This window comes from Frankia sp. CpI1-P (assembly GCF_001421075.1).
Lineage (GTDB): Bacteria > Actinomycetota > Actinomycetes > Frankiales > Frankiaceae > Frankia > Frankia torreyi.
The window spans coordinates 20,159-35,375 of record NZ_LJJX01000061.1 but is presented as its reverse complement, the minus strand read 5'-3'; the positions used below and the strand labels follow the sequence as shown (position 1 = coordinate 35,375).

7 protein-coding genes and 15 pseudogenes are annotated in these 15,217 nt (G+C 71.5%); 13 read left to right on the top strand and 9 right to left on the bottom strand.

Translation table 11 applies throughout. The annotated features are described in order from the left end of the window. The coding region (locus FF86_RS26810) for a transposase domain-containing protein (RefSeq protein ID WP_199865826.1) at positions 1-283 on the bottom strand (283 nt) is incomplete at its 3' end. 330 nt (positions 284-613) lie between these two features. Here FF86_RS26810 and FF86_RS58515 point away from each other — a divergent pair. The 3 genes and pseudogenes from FF86_RS58515 to FF86_RS26800 all read left to right on the top strand — a co-directional run. Beyond that, a pseudogene (locus tag FF86_RS58515) lies at positions 614-719 on the top strand (acyl-CoA dehydrogenase family protein); the annotation flags it as partial. A gap of 1 nt (position 720) precedes the next feature. Further along, the coding region (locus FF86_RS26805) for an acyl-CoA dehydrogenase family protein (RefSeq protein WP_242419687.1) at positions 721-1,768 on the top strand (1,048 nt) is incomplete at its 5' end. 16 nt (positions 1,769-1,784) lie between these two features. Continuing rightward, entirely contained in the window at positions 1,785-2,636 is an 852-nt protein-coding gene (locus FF86_RS26800) for an alpha/beta fold hydrolase (RefSeq protein ID WP_055870851.1), read from the top strand. A gap of 92 nt (positions 2,637-2,728) precedes the next feature. Here the strand turns inward: FF86_RS26800 and FF86_RS26795 are convergent, their stop codons facing one another. Continuing rightward, positions 2,729-3,196, bottom strand: a complete 468-nt coding sequence (locus FF86_RS26795) for an NUDIX hydrolase (RefSeq protein ID WP_044887920.1) — start codon at positions 3,194-3,196, stop codon at positions 2,729-2,731. A gap of 504 nt (positions 3,197-3,700) precedes the next feature. On the opposite strand from FF86_RS26795, the pseudogene FF86_RS68575 reads away from it, so the two are divergent. From FF86_RS68575 to FF86_RS68555, 5 genes and pseudogenes are all read left to right on the top strand, one after another. Further along, positions 3,701-3,958: pseudogene (locus FF86_RS68575) on the top strand (hypothetical protein); the annotation flags it as partial. A 1-nt stretch (position 3,959) separates the two neighbouring features. Continuing rightward, positions 3,960-4,273 (top strand): annotated as a pseudogene (locus FF86_RS68570) (hypothetical protein); the annotation flags it as partial. A 1-nt stretch (position 4,274) separates the two neighbouring features. Next, positions 4,275-4,601 (top strand): annotated as a pseudogene (locus FF86_RS68565) (hypothetical protein); the annotation flags it as partial. Between the two features lie 14 nt (positions 4,602-4,615). Further along, a pseudogene (locus tag FF86_RS68560) lies at positions 4,616-4,946 on the top strand (hypothetical protein); the annotation flags it as partial. Position 4,947: 1 nt separating this feature from the next. After that, positions 4,948-7,534 (top strand): WD40 repeat domain-containing protein (locus FF86_RS68555; RefSeq protein WP_396230112.1); only part of this gene is annotated, 2,587 nt, incomplete at its 5' end. A 209-nt stretch (positions 7,535-7,743) separates the two neighbouring features. On the opposite strand, the pseudogene FF86_RS58510 reads toward FF86_RS68555, so the two are convergent. After that, positions 7,744-8,596: pseudogene (locus tag FF86_RS58510) on the bottom strand (MFS transporter); the annotation flags it as partial. A 1-nt stretch (position 8,597) separates the two neighbouring features. Continuing rightward, the coding region (locus tag FF86_RS58505; protein WP_242419686.1) for an MFS transporter at positions 8,598-9,218 on the bottom strand (621 nt) is incomplete at its 3' end. A 120-nt stretch (positions 9,219-9,338) separates the two neighbouring features. Between FF86_RS58505 and FF86_RS26780 the strand changes: the two genes are divergently transcribed. The 5 genes and pseudogenes from FF86_RS26780 to FF86_RS58485 all read left to right on the top strand — a co-directional run. After that, positions 9,339-10,007 carry a TetR/AcrR family transcriptional regulator gene (locus tag FF86_RS26780; RefSeq protein ID WP_044887928.1) on the top strand — a complete coding sequence of 223 codons (669 nt, stop codon included), beginning with the start codon at positions 9,339-9,341 and terminating at the stop codon, positions 10,005-10,007. Positions 10,008-10,157: 150 nt separating this feature from the next. Then, positions 10,158-10,947, top strand: a pseudogene (locus FF86_RS68550) (phenazine antibiotic biosynthesis protein); the annotation flags it as partial. 1 nt (position 10,948) lies between these two features. Continuing rightward, positions 10,949-11,264: pseudogene (locus FF86_RS58495) on the top strand (phenazine antibiotic biosynthesis protein); the annotation flags it as partial. Next, positions 11,264-11,911, top strand: a pseudogene (locus FF86_RS58490) (aldehyde dehydrogenase); the annotation flags it as partial. The pseudogenes FF86_RS58495 and FF86_RS58490, both read left to right, overlap by 1 nt. Position 11,912: 1 nt before the next feature. Further along, positions 11,913-12,697, top strand: a pseudogene (locus tag FF86_RS58485) (aldehyde dehydrogenase); the annotation flags it as partial. Between the two features lie 24 nt (positions 12,698-12,721). Here FF86_RS58485 and FF86_RS68545 read toward each other — a convergent pair. The 5 pseudogenes from FF86_RS68545 to FF86_RS58465 all read right to left on the bottom strand — a co-directional run. After that, positions 12,722-13,315 (bottom strand): annotated as a pseudogene (locus tag FF86_RS68545) (TetR/AcrR family transcriptional regulator); the annotation flags it as partial. Positions 13,316-13,435: 120 nt separating this feature from the next. Further along, positions 13,436-14,029, bottom strand: a pseudogene (locus FF86_RS26765) (SDR family NAD(P)-dependent oxidoreductase); the annotation flags it as partial. Between the two features lies 1 nt (position 14,030). Continuing rightward, positions 14,031-14,134: pseudogene (locus FF86_RS58475) on the bottom strand (SDR family NAD(P)-dependent oxidoreductase); the annotation flags it as partial. 243 nt (positions 14,135-14,377) lie between these two features. After that, positions 14,378-15,047: pseudogene (locus FF86_RS58470) on the bottom strand (malate synthase A); the annotation flags it as partial. Between the two features lies 1 nt (position 15,048). Beyond that, positions 15,049-15,216: pseudogene (locus FF86_RS58465) on the bottom strand (malate synthase A); the annotation flags it as partial. Position 15,217: the final 1 nt, after the last annotated feature.

Below are 15,217 nucleotides of genomic sequence, written 5' to 3'. Positions count from 1 at the left end.
CCGGCACCTTCACCGGCCCGGCACTGTCTGCCAGCCAGTCGTCGGCGACCTTCACCTGCCGCATCACCTCGTCGTAGCCATCCGAGGGGAACAACGCCAACGCGACCACGTACCGGACCATCAGCGCCGCGGGCAGGTCCCGCGTCCGCTTCTCGCGACGACCGGTCTCGGTGACCACCCGGTCGACCAGCGCGTCCGGGAACTGCGCCGCCAGCACCCCCAGCCCGACCCGGTCCACCAACCGGTCCTCGGGCTTCTCCTTCACCTGACCGCGTCTCGGCACCCCTCGAACCTACACGATCAGAACCTAAGTTCCTGGTATTGCCCGCGCGCCGCACCCGGCGGACCGCGGTGGCGACGCCATGACNGCCGGGCGCTCCGGGCACGGCGGACCGATCGCGAGGCGCACCGCACCGTGCACCCCCGACCGCCCGCATCCCCGACCGGCCGAACCGGTCGAACCGGCCGGCGGGCCTGACCGGCCTGACCGGGCTGACCGGGCTGACCGGGCTGACCGGGCTGACCGGGCGGTGATCTTACGAATCGGGCGTCACAGTCCGCTATTTGCCATGATGCGAGGCGAGCCGTACGGACCTGGACGGGAGCCGAACCTGTGAAGCGCACCATCTTCGAGCCCGAGCACGAGGAGTTCCGCGAGCTGGTCCAGACCTTCATCACGAAGGAGTGCCTGCCGCACATCGACGAGTGGGAGCGCAACGNCATCGTCGACCGTGCGGCGTGGACCAAGGCGGGCGAGATGGGCCTGCTGGGCCTGCGGGTGCCCGAGGAGTTCGGCGGCGCCGGGATGACCGACCCGCGCTACGACGCGGTGATCACCGAGGAGCTCGCGCTCGCCGGCGTCAGCGGCCTCGCGTTGCAGCTGCACAACGAGCTGCTCGCCCCGTACATGCTCGACCTGACCAACGACGAGCAGAAGGCCCGCTGGCTGCCGGGCTACGCCTCCGGAGAGATCATCACCGCGGTCGCGATGAGCGAGCCCGGCGCGGGCAGCGACCTGCGCGGCATGCGCACGACGGCGATCCGTGACGGCGACCACTTCGTCCTCAACGGCGCCAAGACCTTCATCAGCAACGGTCTGATCTCGGATCTGGTCGTCGTCGCGGTCAAGACGCAGCCGCAGGAGCAGCCGACCAAGCTCAGCCTCATCGCGGTCGAGCGCGGCACGCCGGGCTTCGAGCGTGGCCGCAAGCTCGACAAGGTCGGCGCCCACTCACAGGACACCTCCGAGCTGTTCTTCTCCGACGCCCGCGTGCCGGCCGCGAACCTGATCGGCGAGGAGTTCCGGGGGATGAACTACCTCATGCGCAACCTCGCCTCCGAGCGGCTGTCCATCGCGATCAGCAGCGTCGCGAGCGCCCGGCGGGCCCAGCAGCTCACCGCCGAGTACGTGCGCAGCCGCAAGGCGTTCGGCACCACGATCGGCAGCTTCCAGAACACCCGGTTCGTCCTCGCCGCGCTGCACGCCCGCACCCAGGCCGTGCAGAGCTTCGTGGACACCTGCCTGCGCGGCAAGGTCGACGGCGACCTGACCATCGAGGAGGCCGCCGCCGCGAAGCTGCTCGCCACCGAGCTGGAGTTCGACGCGGTCGACGCCGGGGTCCAGCTCCACGGCGGCTACGGCTGGATGGAGGAGTACCCGATCGCTCGGATGTACCGCGACGTGCGGATCAGCCGGATCCTCGGCGGCAGCAGCGAGATCATGAAGGAGGTCATCGGCCGCTCGCTCGCGCTGGAGGGGCCCGCCTGAGCGACCGACGCCTCGCATGCGGCTGACGACCCGGCCGGGCCGGACCATCGCCGTGCACGATCTCGGTGGCGACGGCCCGGCCATCCTGCTCTGCCACGCCACCGGGTTCTGCGGGCGCGCCTACGAGCCGCTGACCCGCCTGCTCCGCGCATCACGGCGGGTCTGGGCGGTCGACCTGCGTGGGCACGGTGAATCCCCGGCCCCGGACGACGGCGACTTCGCCTGGGTGAGCATGGTCGACGACGTGCTGAGCGCGGCGCGGGCGGTGGCCGCGGCCGCAGCGGACGCCGACGGCTCCCCCGGCGCCGTGCACCTGGCCGGTCACTCCATGGGCGGCGCGATCGGCCTGCAGACCGAGGCGGACCATCCCGGGACGTTCGCCTCGGCCTACGTCTACGAACCGGTCATCTTCCCGCCGCAGCTGCGTCCGCCCAGGTCGAACCCGATGGCCGACGCCGCCCGGAAGCGGCGGGAGGTGTTTCCCTCCCGGGCGGCGGCGCTGGCCCGGTACGCGGCGAGGCCGCCGCTGCGCGAGCTCAACGCCGGCGCGCTCGCCGCCTACGTCGAGCACGGTTTCGAGGATCTTCCCGACGGCACGGTGCGGCTGCGCTGCCGGGCCGAGTCCGAGGCCCGCACGTTCGAGGCCAGCGGCCGCATCACCTGGGGAACGGTGGCGAAGGCGGCGGTGCCCACCGTCGTCGCCACCGGCGAGGTGTCCGATTCGGAGCTGGTCCCCGCGGCGCCCGGGCTGGCCGCGGCGCTCCCGGCCGCCCGGCACGTCTCCTACGGCCATCTCGGCCACTTCGGCCCGCTACAGGACGCCGTCACCGTCGGTCGGGACATCCTGGCGCACACCACGGGACACTGACCCCGTCGGTTCTCTCCCGTGCGCCGTGACCGCCGTTCGGCCGACCTCGTCGACCGTCGTGATGGGACCCNGGCTGACCTGCGTGTCCAGCCTCACTGGATTCGTACCTGTCCGTCGGACGAGAAGCAGTGCCGGATCCGGGTGAGCATGACCGGGTGGATCCGCAGTTCCGCGGTCTCGGGAAGCGTGCAGAACCGCACTGCGGACGCCTCGGCGCTGATCGAGGCCGCGCCGCCCTCAACGGTCGCCTCAAAACAGACGGTGCACTGCTGATGGACCTCCCCGTTGTCGAAGGCCGTGACATGAGCGGGATCCGTGTAGATGCCGACGATCCCGGTGACCCGCACGGCCAGTCCGACTTCCTCCTTCACCTCCCGGACAGCCGCTTCGGCGATGCGTTCGCCGAAATCCATGAACCCACCGGGGAGCGACCAGTAACCGTCGTCGGAGCGGCGGATCAGCAACAGACGGCCGGCCGCGTCCCAGATGGCCACGTTCACCACCGGCGTAAGGCTGTTCGGCGCGGGGGCGTTCGGGTCGTTGAAGTAGTCGATCTTCATCTGACATGTCTCCGAGTTGACGAGCGCGGCGGACCAACATACGGCAGCGCGACATCATTGACAAGATCTTGCCGGGCCACCGGCCGTGGCAATAAAGTGGGCCCACATCGGACACCGCATCGGGGGACGCGCGTGGGCAAGATCTTCATCGGCTTTCACGAGGCAGACGGTGGTCCATTCACGAAGCGCGTTATCCAGGCCTTAACAAAGGCGGGATACGCCGACTTCTACAGCTACACCTCTCCCGGCCACGGCCCCCGGCCANGGCAGCCCTGGCGGGCNGACATCCGACGGAACCTCCTGCAAAGCGAAGCGTTCGTCGCCATCACCACACCCGGCGCCGACAACGAATGGTGCATCAGCGAGGTCGCGCTGTTCCGGGAGCGGAAGCCGGCGGCGCCGTTCATAGAGATCGTGGTGGCGCCGGGCGCGCCGCGGGCGCAGACCCAGGATTTGCAGGCCATCGTCGTCCGGCCGGACGACGATGACTCGGTCGCGACGGCGATGACAGCACTGGTGGATTTCCTGCGCGACAGCGGCGTCCGGACCGGTGCCATCCCGCGTTCCCCCTTTCCCGGCCTGAAGGCCTTCGACGAACTCGACGGACCGTTCTTCTTCGGCCGGGAGCGCGATGTCACCGCCCTGCTGAAGGAGATGAGTGGCCGCGGAAACGGGGCCATGGCGGTCATCGGACCCTCGGGCGTCGGCAAGTCCTCACTGGTGCGCGCCGGGCTGCTCCCGCGACTACGGTCCACACCCACCNGACACCGCGCCACCGGCTGGAACAAATGGCTGATCATCGGTCCGGTCTCGCCGAGCGCCGGAGCGGTCGCAGGAATTGCGCAGGCGCTGGCAGCAGCCCGGATCGAGGGTGGTCTCGACCCGGAGGATGCCGACGCCATCGAGAGTCGGCTACGAGCAGAACCGGCCTCGTTGGTGACGATGGTGAGCGAGCTCCTCGCGGGTGTGGATCACGAGGTCCGCGACAGCGGCGGGACGGCGAAGGCAGTCATCGTTCTCGATCAGGCCGAGGAACTTGTCGCCGCGAGACCGGATCCGGACGGCGTCTCGACCGGTNGACCGGACCGGACCGGCCTCGAGGCCCATCGCCACGCCGACGCGCAGGCCGGCTCCGACGGCCAGACCGCCGAAGCCCGGCGGGAGGCGCAGGTGCTGACCGACGCGTTGGTGGCGGCTTCCAACGAGAATGCCTGGCTCGTCTACACGATTCGGGCCGATTATCTCGACCTTGTCCTGAGAAGCTTCTCCCTGCGTAATCTGATCCAGCAACTGCACGTGGCCAAGCCGCTCGACGCGCGGGGACTCCTGCAGGTCGTCAACGATCCGGTGGCGATGCTGGGCTGGTCGTTCGACACGGACGCGCTGGCCACCATCGTCGAGGATGNAGGCAGGGGATCGCTGCCGCTGCTCGCGTTCGCCCTCCAACGGCTGTGGGAGCACGTCGATCACGATGGGCTTCGGGAGCCCCGGGCGATCAGCCTCCATGACTATCTGCAGGCAGGGCGGGTTCAGGACGTCCTGGAGAGCCAGGCGAACGACGCCTTCGAGACAGCGCTGCGGACGTACGGGAACGCGGGGGTCAGGGCCGGGCTGCCCGCGGATCGTCCGGCGGCCGAGCGGCGAGTGCTGAACCTGCTCGGCCGGTTGGCGTCGGTCGGCCGAGATCTCGCCTACATCCGCAGGCCGGTGCCCATCGCCGAGTTCAGCGCGGACGATCTTCCGCTGCTCGNACCCTTCGTCCGCAATCGTGTCCTCACCACGACACGCTCGTTGCTGGGACCGGCAAGGTCGGCCCTGTCGACCGAGCAGGATGACATCACGCTGAGGGTGCTGGGTGCCGGGGACGCGGCGGACAACGCGCTGGAGGTCGCGCACGAGAGCCTGTTCACCGCCTGGCAGCGGCTGCGCGATCATCTGGACCAGCTGCGTGATTCGCTGCGCAGCCGCGGTGAGCTCGAGGAGACCACCGCCGCGTGGGTGCGGTCTGGTCGGCGCGGCGATGATCTGATCGTGCCGTCCCGGCTGTACCAGCTCGCCAACGAGCTGCTCAGCGCCAGCGACGTGGTCATCACGGACGCGGCCGGGTGGGGCTGGCGTCGGCTGGTGCACGCCCTTGCGGCTCTCGACGTGTCCGCCGACGCCGTGGAGCTCGTCGGGATATCGCTGCAGCGGATGCTGGACCAACTTGTGCAGGAGGCGATGCTCCTGGCCCGGCAGAGCCCCGAGGATGCCCTGCGGCTGTTGACAGGAAGAGCCTGGAGCACCGACCCGTCGGCCTTCTCGATGATCCTCTCGGCACCGGATCTGACCGCGTGGCGTGACCTGATGCAGACCGCCGAGGCGAGCTCGCGGACGCTGTGCCAGTTCTCGGATGGCTCGACCGGCATGTGGGGAGTCGCCTGGTCGCCGGACGACACCCGGGTGGTGACCGGCTCCCGCAACGGCCGCATCCTGGTCTGGGATGTCGCCACGGGCACGATCGTGACGGCCCTCTCGCACGGATCGGACCAGCGAGAGGGCGCCGGTGGGTGGGTTCGGTCGGTCGCCTGGTCGCCGGTGGACGCGGACATCATCGCCTCGACGTCGACGGACGAGACGACTCGGGTGTGGTCCGTGGAAGCAAGCCGCGAGCTACGACTGCTGTCCCTGCCCGACCGCCCCTGGTCGGTGCGCTTCGGTCCCACCGGCGCCCAGGTGCTCACCGCGTGCGCCTCGGGCCACGCGGTCATCTGGAACTTCCGCGAGCGCGGCCAGCATCGCAGCCGCACGCTGACGGCCGAGAGCAGAACGGACCCGTCCGCTCTGGTCCGGATCTGGGACGCGGACGTCTCACCCGACGCGGCCCGGATCGCAGCCGCCCGCGAGGATGGCTGGATCGACCTCTGGTCTCCCGACGAGGACAGTGTCGCTCGCCGGTTCCACGCGCATCCGGGCGCGACCGCGCGCGCCGTTCGCTTCAGCCCGGACGGAAGTGCGCTTGCCACCGGCGCGCAGGACAACACCGTTCGCGTGTTCGACCTCGCCCACCTGAACGAGGTCCGAATCCTCACCGGCCACACCGACCAGGTGCGGCGGGTGAGCTGGTCGCCACGCGGCGACCGGCTCGCCAGTGCCTCGGCGGACACGACGGTGGGCGTCTGGGACGTCCACACCGGCGAGCGCCTGCTGACGCTGCGGGGACACCAGCAGGGGGTGTGCGACGTGGCGTGGTCGCATCACGGTGACCAACTGCTTTCGGTGGCCGACGACGGCACCGCGCGGGTCTGGAAGGCAGGGGCGGTCCAGGTCGGGCTGACCGAGCTTCCCGCTGCGGCCCAGGCGATGGACCGGTCGTCGAGGACCGGCCAGTTCGCGGTGGCGGTCGCGGCGCCGGATCGGCCGGACGCCAACCACGAGATCGTGATCATGGGAGCGTCGGGCGACCTACGACGAAGCTTCAGCACGCACCACGGCGACGCCGTTCGTGCGGTGGCCTGGTCCCCCGACGGGACCCGTCTGTTGACCGCGTCCCGCGACAGCACGGCACGCATCTGGCGCCTCACGGACACGGCGATCGAAGTCGAGCACGTCCTGACCGCGCGCGGCGGAGTCGAGGATGCACGGTGGTCACCTGACGGCACCACGTTTGCCACCGCCGCGCGTGACCGGGTCATCCGCCGGTATGCCGCGGACGGACGCAGTCTCGACGCGGCGGAACGCCGCCCCCATCCGAGTTTCCTGCGCGCCGTGGCCTGGCATCCCGTCGATCCGCGGTTCGCCCTGGTCGCCGAGGACACCCGGCTGACCATCAACACCGCCGAGGCGACGGTGGCCGAACTCGGAACGGACAAGGTGCTCACCGCCGTGGCCTGGAGCCCCGGTGGCGACCGCCTCGGCCTGGGTGCGACCGATGGAACGGTCATCATCGTCGCCGCGACCGAGGGGGACGATCTCACCGAGCTGCACCGCCTGAGCGGGCATGCGGACGAGATCTGCTCCGTTGCCTGGTCCGCCGACGGACGTCGGATCCTCACCGCCTCCGCGGACCGGTCAGCGGCGGTGTGGGATGCCGAGACCGGCGCGAGGATCACCGTCCTGATCGGCCATGCCGGGCCGGTGACCCACGCGCTCTGGACCGATCAGGACGATCTCGTCACGACGGTCTCGACGGACGGGACGTTCCGCCGCTGGGATGTCAGCGACGCCGCACGCCGGCCCCTCAGCGGACTCCCGACCGGCCGGACGGACGGCGGCCAGCCGGCCGGCGACGTGGCGGCCGGCGACGTGGCGGCCCTTCTTGCGGATGCCCGGCTACGAATCGGTCAGTCGCGCGACTGACCGGCGGTGCCTGCCCGCCGCGGATCCGCGGCGGGCAGGCACGGGGACGTCGGCGCACCAGCGCAACACCCGCCGCTCAGACGTGGGCGACGGCGTTGCCCGCATTCTGGCCGGGGCGGATGAACAGCGCCAGCACCATCGCCACGCCGGACAGCACCGCGCCGATCACCATGGCGACGTGCAGCCCGCTCATGAACGCGGCATGGCTNCCGGCCTCGATCGCGCCCTGCACGGTCGCGGACGTGCCGGTGGCCGGTGGCACCAGGCCCTGGCCGACGAGCTCCTTGGCCTGCGCGAGCTTGCCGGCCTGCTCCGCCGGCACCCCGGCGCCGACCAGCCGGTCGACCAGCACCGACCCGACCCGGCTGGCGAGCACGGAGCCGAGCACCGCGGTGCCGAGCACCCCGCCGAGCTGCGTCGCCGTGGACTGCAGGCCGCCGGCGACCCCGGAGTCCTCGATCGGCGCGTTGCCGATGATCGCATCGGACGCGGCGGTGATGATGAGCCCGACGCCGACGCCGATGGCGACGAACGGCGGCCACAGCAGGTTGAAGGACGAGTCGGGCTCGAGCTGGGTGAGCACGACGAACGACGCGAGGAGCAGCGCCATCCCGATGGTGATCGGGACCCGCGGGCCGAAGCGGCCGTTAAGGGCGGCGCCCAGCGGGCTGCTGACCATGAACACCGCCGACAGCGGCAGGGTGCGCACGCCGGCCTGGACGGCGGAGTATCCGTGCACGTTCTGCAGGTACAGGGTGAGGAAGAACAGCACCCCGAACATCGCGAAGAAGGTCAGCATCACGATGAGCGTGCTCAGGCTGAGCGAGCGGTTGCGGAACAGCCGCATCGGCAGCAGGGGCGCGCGGACCCGGGTCTCGATGACCACGAACAGCACCAGCAGCACGACGGCGGCGACCAGGAAGCCGATCGTCCTGCCGGAGCCCCAGCCCCAGCCCTGCGCCTTGATCATCCCGAAGACGAGCGCGAACAGTCCGCCGCCCAGGGTGAGCAGGCCGGGGGCATCGAAGCGGTGGGAACCCGACTCGTCGCGGCTCTCGGCGANCACGAACAGCCCGACGATCAGCGCGATCGCGCCCACCGGGACGTTGATGTAGAAGACGGACTCCCAGGACACGTGCTCCACGAGGAGACCGCCGATGATCGGACCGCCCGCGATCGAGATCGCCGAGGCGCCACCCCAGATCCCGATGGCCGAGTTCAGCTTCTCCGGCGGGAAGGCCGAGCGCAGGATCGCCAGCGTGTTCGGCATGAGCAGCGCTCCGGCGACGCCCTGCAGCGTCCGGAAGACGATCACGCCTTCGATCGAGCCGACGAGGCCGACCGCGAGCGACGTCAGGGCGAACCCGACCACGCCGATCAGGAAGATCAGCCGCCGGCCGAACCGGTCACCCAGCTTGCCCGCCGGGATGAGCAGCACCGCAAGCGCCAGCAGGTAGGCGTTGGTCACCCACTGCAGATCCGACAGCGACGCGTGCAGGTCCTCGGCGATCCGCGGGTTCGCGATGGACACCACGGTGCCGTCGAGCCCCACCATGATCACGCCGAGCGCGACGCTGACCAGGGTGAGCCACGGATGTCCCCGCCTGCTGGTGCCACCGCCAGCCGAGCCGCTCCCGCCGGCCGCGTGGCGCGGCGATTGCGCCGCGTCCGTAGCTGTTGCCATGTCCTGACCCCCTCCACCTCGGCCGACAGTGATCGGCTCCCTGACATTCAATGCCACAATGTCAGTTCTGCCAATCTGTCAGAGATGACAATCACGTTCGTCCGCGCTATGATCACACCCGTGACGACGAGGATCGGGGAGGCGCCGGCTTCGGGCTCCCTCGAGGTCGCGTCCGAGGTCGGCGACGGTGGGGCCGAGCGGACGCGGGCCGAGCGGCGGCGCGCGCGCATCCGCGCGACGATCGCGGACGCGGCCCTGCGGCTGTTCATGTCCCGTGGTTACGACGCGACCACGGTCGAGGATGTGGCGGCCGCGGTGGACCTGAGTCCGCGCACGGTGTTCCGCTACTTCCCGTTCAAGGAGGACATGCTCCGCGAGGCCGTGCACTTCGAGCTGACCGAGCTCATCGCGGCGCTGCGGGAACGGCCGGCGCACGAGCATCCCGCCGACGCCCTCGGCCGAGCGATGGTGCACATGTGGTCGAACCTCGAGAAGGACCCCGAGGAGGTTCGCACCCTGCTGCGGCTCATCTCCGAGCTCCCCCGGATGCGAGGGCTGCTCGTCGAGGCGTCCCGCAGCGGCCAGAACGTCCTGGCGGAGGCGCTGGCGTTCCGCCTCGGCCGGCCCGCCACGGACCTGTCCACCCAGGTGGCGACCGGCTGCGCCCTGGCGGCACTCAACATCGTCATGGAGGCCTGGGCGACGATGCCCGCCGGCACCGACCTCGCCCCCCTCATCACCAGCGCGATGGCCGCCCTGAAGGCCGGCCCGCTGAGCCCCGGCTGCTGACCGACCCGGCTCCCCCACGCGATCACTGCGGTTGACAGCCGCAGCCGTTCGACCTGCACTCGAAGGCAGGGCGTCCGCCGATGGGCGGCTGCGCCGGCCGTGTCACGGTCGCCCGTCATGGCACGCGCAGGCGGCAGGAGGCTGCATCCGATGACGACGCTGCACCGCGATCCGGTCCTCGACGGCCCGGTCGACCTCATCCCGGACGAGATCGAACTGATCGAGGCGGCGATGCGCTGGCACTTCGACCCCAGGACCGGTTCGCCCTTCTGGCTGGAGCAGGCCGACACCCTCGGTTTCGACCCGCGCGAGGACATCCACACCATCGATGACCTCGCCAGGTTCCCCAACATCGTCGATCGGCTGCGCTACGTCCCCGCCGGGGACCTGATCCCCCGGGGCTACGCGGGGCAGGACGACGCGGTGTACGGCGTCTACGACTCGGGCGGCACCACGGGGCCGCCGAAGCACGTGGTCATCATGTCGGACTGGATGTCCCGCCTGCTCGTCCGCACCGACGAGGAGATGGACGCGCGCGACTACCCGCGGGGGGTCGACTGGCTCGCCCTGGCGCCGAGCGGACCGCACATGTTCGGCGCGATCGTCCGCGAGACGGTCCGGCTGCGCGGCCGGTTGGGCTTCATGGTCGACCTCGATCCCCGCTGGGTGAAGAAGTGCATCGCGGCCGGTCGGGCCGATCACGCCGACCAGTACGCCGACCACATCGTCGCGCAGGCCCGCGCCGTCCTGGAGTCGCAGGACATCGGCGTGCTGATCGCCACTCCGCCGCTGCTGGAACGGCTCGTCCGCGACGAGGAGCTGCGCAGGCTGATCGCCGAGCGGGTGCAGGTCGTCGAGTGGGGCGGCGCGCACCTGGACCCGGACACCCGGTACCTGCTGCGCACGGAGGTCCTCCCCCACACCCGGATCATCGGGCGCTNCGGCAGCACGATGGTCCTCGCGAGCGCCATCGAACGCGACGGGCTCGCCCCGGACGATCCCTGCATCTTCGACTCGTTCTCCCCGTTCGTCACGTTCCGGGTGGTCGACCCGGAGTCCGGCGAGCCGGTGCCGTACGGCAGCCGCGGGCGCGTGGTGATGAACCACGTCAGCAAGTCGGCGCTGCTGCCCAACAATCTCGAGCGTGACGAGGCGACCCGGATCGAACCGCCACTCGGGCGGGTGGGCGACTCCGTGGCCGACGTCTCGCCGGTTGCCGTGTTCGGCGACTCCCCGGTGATCGAGGGGGTGTACTGATGCCGGCCAGGAGCCCGTCCGCCACACCGCCCGCGACCAACCGGGCCGGACCCACGGACAGCCGGGCAGAGCTGATCGAACTCGACGCGCTCGGCCCGGGCGGCCCCTTCCGGTCCCGTAACCGGTTGCCGATCACCGACCTGGCCGGCCTCCCGATCGCCGAGCTGAGCCTGGTGCCGTCGCTGTACGTGCATCGCGCCATCGCCGCGCTGCGGGCCGCCGAACCGCTGTCGACCGCCGACCGGCTCGCCGCGCTCGCCCGGGCCGGGGAGTCGTTCGCGACCGAGACCGTCGCCGAACTGTCCGTCGACGAGTACTCCCACGCGGTCAGCCGGATCTCGGGGATGCCGATCTCGGTCGTGCGCCACGCCACCGAGACGACCTGGCGGGCGCTGCTCGGCGCCGGCCGGGACGCCCGCCAGGCCAGGCCCCGGGCCAGCGTCGACGACTGGCACGACCCGGCCACCCAGGGTGGACGGGCGGTGTGGACGCGGCGCGGGGAGGTCTTCGCGGTGCACGCGGCCGGCAACCACCCCGGCGTGCACGCCCTGTGGCCGCAGGCGCTGGCACTGGGCTACCGGGTCGCGGTGCGCCCGTCGCGCCGCGAGCCGCTCACCGCGCACCGGCTGATCACCGCGCTGCGGGCGNCCGGGTTCGGCGCCGACCAGGTGGCGTACCTGCCCACCGACCACGCCGTCGCCGACGAGATCATCAAAGCCGCCGACCTGGCCATGGTCTACGGCGGGGACGACGTGGTCGCCAAGTACGGCGCGGACCCCACGGTGCTCGTGCAGGGTCCCGGGCGGTCGAAGATCCTGCTCGCCGGCGAGGACTGGCAGCGCCATCTCGACACCCTGGTCGACTCCATCGGCGACGAGGGCGGCACCGCCTGCGTCAACGCGACGGCGGTCTTCACCGACTCAGACCCCGGCGGCCTCGCGGCGGCGCTCGCCGAGCGGCTCGCCGCCATCCCGACCCTGCCGCCCGAGGACGACCGGGCGGTGCTGCCCTGCCAGCCGACCGAGCAGGCCGCGGCGCTGGAACGCTTCCTGCTCGACCACGCGGCAGGTACGACGCCACGCCTCGGTGGCGCCGGGATCACCGACCCCGTTGCCGGCGGCGGCGTCGCGCTACGCCCGGCGGTGTTCCAGGTGAACCGGGCCGACGCGGCCCAGACCGGCATCGAACTCGGCTTCCCCTGCGTATGGGTCGCCCCCTGGGCGCCCGCCGACGGGATCGGCCCGCTGCGCAACTCCCTCGTCCTCACCGCCCTCACCCACGACGAACGCCTCCTCGACCAGCTCATCGCCGATCCGACGATCAGCAACGTCTACATCGGCGACCATCCCACCTACTGGATGCGCCCCGACGTTCCGCACGACGGCTACCTCGGCGAGTTCCTCATGCGCACCAAGACCGTCCTGCGCGACTGAGCCCGACCCCGGCGAGACTCCCGGGATCGCCGCGTCGAGCAGGGTCTCGGCCATCGCGCGGGCAGTCCGGGCGGCCTGCGGGGTGCGGTCCATCCGGGCTGTCAGGCCTGCACCGTCGTAGACGAGCTGGAGCTGGCGGCCCAGCGCGGCCGGGTCGGCGGCGCCGGCCTGCTGGGCGAGCTCGGTGAACAGGGCGAGGATCCAGGCCCGGTAGTCGTCGGCGGCACGCTCCACGGAGCTGCCGGGGGACGTCTCGGCGCTGGCGGAGACGAACGCACAACCATGGAAATCGGGTTGGGCGAACAGCTCCCCCTGCGCCTCGAAGATCGCCAGCAGGCGGGACCGGGCGTCCGGCGCGCGGTCCACCGCCCGCCGGAGTCGCTCGGTCGTGTCGGCGTGCCGGCCTTCCAGGTAGGCGCGGACCAGCTCCTCCTTGCTGCCGAAGGTGTTGTACAGCGACGCCTTCGCGACCCCGGCCCGCTCGATGATCCGGTCGATGCCGACCGTCTGGACGCCCTCGGCGTAGAACAGCTCGTCCGCGGCGGCGAGCAACCGCTCCCGCGCCGAGCGGTGGTCCACCCCTCCCGCCGCCGCGCGTCGCGTCCTGGTGGCGGCCATCCGCCTCACCTCCACATACCAGCCGGACCAGACAGACCAGTCCATCCACGATAGGCGGCGCCGTGCCGGTGCCTCGGTGCCGCGGTGCCGCGGTGCCTCGGTGCTTGGTGCCTTGGTGCCTCACACGGCGCTGCGCCCACCGTCGACCGGGATGACCGCGCCCGTGATGTAGCTCGCCGCGGGCGAGGCCAGGAAGGCGACGACCCCGGCGATCTCGTCGACCTGCGCGGCGCGGCCGAGCAGGGTGGTGGTGCCGAGCTGGGCGATGAAGTCCGGCCGGGCGCCGTCGGAGTACACCGGGCCGGGGGCGATCGTGTTGACCCGCACGCCCGCCGGGCTGAACTCGGCCGCCCAGGCGCGGCTCATCGCGGTCAGCGCCGCCTTCGTGGCGCCGTAGGCCGCGCCGCCGGCCAGCCCGACGCGGCCGGCCATGCTGTCAACGCTGATGATGCTGCCCGTGCCGCGCTCGGCCATGCCGGGCGCGAGCGCGGCGACGAGCTGGTAGGCGGCACGGACGTTGCCCGCGAACAGGGCGTCGAAGGTCGCGGTGTCGAGCTGCGCGCTCGGCCCGAACCAGGACGCGCCGGCGTTGTTGACCAGGACGTCGACCTCGCCGGCCTCCTTCGCCAGGCGCTCGACCGCCGCCGCGTCGGCCAGGTCCGCGGCGAGGAAGCGGGCCTCGCCGCCGGCCTGCTCGATCTCCGCCACGGCCGCNGCGCCTCGATCGGCGTCCCGGCCGTGCACGATCACCGCGTACCCGTCCGCGGCCAGGGCGCGGGCCGCCGCCCGGCCGATTCCCCCGGTCGAGCCCGTCACCAGNGCCACACCCCGACGGCCGCCTTCACCCACGTTGCTCGCCATGACCCGCTCCCCACTCCACCGAGTAGACCTGTCTGTCTACCGCCGAAGAGAAGAATAGACAGACAGGTCTGTCTATTGCAACGAGAGGGGCGGGCTTTACCCGTGACCCGCGACACATTCAGCCGCAGGCACAGAGCGCACCACAACCGGCTCCGCCCCGGGGCGGGTGCCCAGGACGCGGATGCCCGGGGCAGGTACCGATCAGGTCCTGGCGAGCGCCCTCGGCCGCTTCGTCAGGTAGTCGGTGTAGGCGACGGTGGTGAAGAACTCGGGCAGCGTCTCGCCCAGAGCCGTCTCGACGAAGACCTCGCGGGCCTCGTCGAGGCGGTTCGGCGCGCCGCCACGCTCGGCACGCAGCACGGTCAGCTCCTCGGCGAGCAGCCGTTCGGCGAGTTCCCGGGTGACCGGGCGCCCGTCGGCGAGCCGCGTGCCGTGGTGGATCCACTGCCAGACCTGGCAGCGGGCGATCTCCGCGGTGGCAGCGTCCTCCATCAGGTCGAAGATCGCCACCGCGCCGGTGCCGCGCAGCCACGCGTCGATGTAACGCAACGCCACCGTGATGTTGCTACGCAACCCGGCCTCGGTGACCAAGCCGGCGGCGGAGGCGACGTCGAGCAGGTCGGCCGCGGTCACCGACACGTCCGGCCGCAGCCGGTCGAGCTGGTGCGGCGCGGCGCCGAGGCGGGCGTCGAACACCGCCTCGCATACCGCCACCAGCCCGGGATGGGCCACCCAGGAGCCGTCGAAGCCGTCGTCGGCCTCCCTCTGCTTGTCCTGGCGGACCTGGTCGAGCGCGCGGGCGTTGACCTCGGGGTCGCGGCTGGGGATGAACGCCGCCATCCCCCCGATGGCGTGCGCGCCGCGGCGGTGGNAGGTCCGCACGAGCAGCGCGGTGTAGGCCCGCAGGAACGGCACCGTCATCGTCACCTGGGCCCGGTCCGGCAGCACGAACGCCTCCCCCCGGGCACCGAAGATCTTGATGATGCTGAACACGTAGTCCCAGCGTCCGGCGTTCAGGCCGGCGCAGTGCTCACGCAGCTN

Coding starts and splice junctions, on each gene's coding strand:
- FF86_RS26800 (WP_055870851.1), top strand. CDS start 1,785: ATGCGGCTGACGACCCGGCCGGGCCGGACCATCGCCGTGCACGATCTC.
- FF86_RS26795 (WP_044887920.1), bottom strand. CDS start 3,196: ATGAAGATCGACTACTTCAACGACCCGAACGCCCCCGCGCCGAACAGC.